This window comes from Streptomyces olivaceus (assembly GCF_000721235.1).
Lineage (GTDB): Bacteria > Actinomycetota > Actinomycetes > Streptomycetales > Streptomycetaceae > Streptomyces > Streptomyces olivaceus.
Genome location: NZ_JOFH01000105.1, coordinates 1 through 1,442, shown reverse-complemented (window position 1 = coordinate 1,442; position 1,442 = coordinate 1). Strand labels below are relative to the sequence as shown.

The 1,442-nt window shown below is 70.5% G+C and carries 1 protein-coding gene and 1 pseudogene; both read right to left on the bottom strand.

The features are described from left to right. On the bottom strand, positions 1 to 434 hold a 434-nt coding region (locus IG94_RS43985), incomplete at its 3' end, for a ketoacyl-synthetase C-terminal extension domain-containing protein (protein ID WP_282916629.1). 24 nt (positions 435 to 458) lie between these two features. Beyond that, positions 459 to 1,420 (bottom strand): annotated as a pseudogene (locus IG94_RS39420) (beta-ketoacyl synthase N-terminal-like domain-containing protein); the annotation flags it as partial. Positions 1,421 to 1,442: the final 22 nt, after the last annotated feature.

The window sequence follows — 1,442 nt, the reverse complement described above, 5'->3', positions numbered from 1 at the left end:
TCCTCCCGCCCCGACGCAACCACCACCGCCCGATCCCCATGCACAGCACGACCAACCGCCAACGAATACGCAACATCCGCCAACACCACACCCGGCCGCCCCGCCACGAACGACCGCAACCGAGCAGCCTGACCACACAACGCCCCAGACCCACGCCCCGACAACACAAACGGCAACACCGGCAGTTCACGCGTGTCCGTCGGCTCCGGCCTCCGGTCGGCCTTTGCAGGTTCGTCCGACGGTTGCTGCAGAATGACGTGCGCGTTCGTCCCGCTGATGCCGAACGAGGACACTCCGGCTCGCCGGGGCCGGCCGGTGTCCGGCCATTCCCGTGTCCGGGTCAGCAGCGCCACGCCGCCGGAGGACCAGTCCACCTCGGTCGAGGGGGCGTCGGCGAACAGGGTCCCGGGCAGGGACCGGTGCTGCAGCGCCATCACCATTTTGATGACCCCGGCGACGCCTGCCGCGGCCTGCGGGTGTCCGATGTTCGCTTTCACCGATCCGAGCCACAGGGGTGAGTCGTCGGTGTGCTCCCGCCCGTAGGTGGCCAGCAGCGCCTGTGCTTCGATCGGGTCCCCGAGCCGCGTCCCCGTGCCGTGCCCTTCCACCACGTCGACGTCGGCGGCCGTCAGCCCCGCGTTGGCCAGCGCCTGCCGGATCACCCGCTGCTGCGAGGGGCCGTTCGGGGCCGTCAGTCCGTTCGATGCCCCGTCCTGGTTCACGGCCGAACCCGCCAGCAGCGCGAGTACCCGGTGCCCGTTGCGCCGCGCGTCGGACAGCCGTTCCAGCACGACCAGGCCCACGCCCTCGGACCACCCGGTGCCGTCCGCGCCCTCGCCGAACGACCGGCACCGGCCGTCCGGTGACAAGCCACGCTGCCGCGCGAACTCCGTGAGGATCATCGGGGTGCCCATGACCGCGACACCGCCGGCCAGCGCGAGCGAGCACTCGCCCGCCCTCAGCGCCTGTGCCGCCAGGTGCAGGGCCACCAGCGACGACGAGCAGGCCGTGTCGACCGTTGTCGCGGGTCCCTCGAAGCCGAACTGGTACGCGATCCGCCCGGACAGGACCCCGGGCGTGGTACCACGCCGGTCCGGCTGCCGCGCAGGGAGTCCGCGTCGATACCCGCACGCTCGAAGGCCTCCCAGGCCACCTCCAGCAACAACCGCTGCTGCGGATCCATCGCCGTCGCCTCACGGGGCGAGATCCCGAAGAACCCCGCATCGAACTCACCCGCATCGTGCAGGAACCCCCCACCACGCGCATACGTCGTCCCCGGATGATCCGGATCCGCGTGATACAACCCCTCCACATCCCAGCCACGCGACTCCGGAAACCCGGTAATCCCCTCCCTGCCCTCCACCACCAACGACCACAGATCCTCCGGAGAACCCACCCCACCCGGATAACGGCACGCCATCCCGACAATCACCACAGGATCA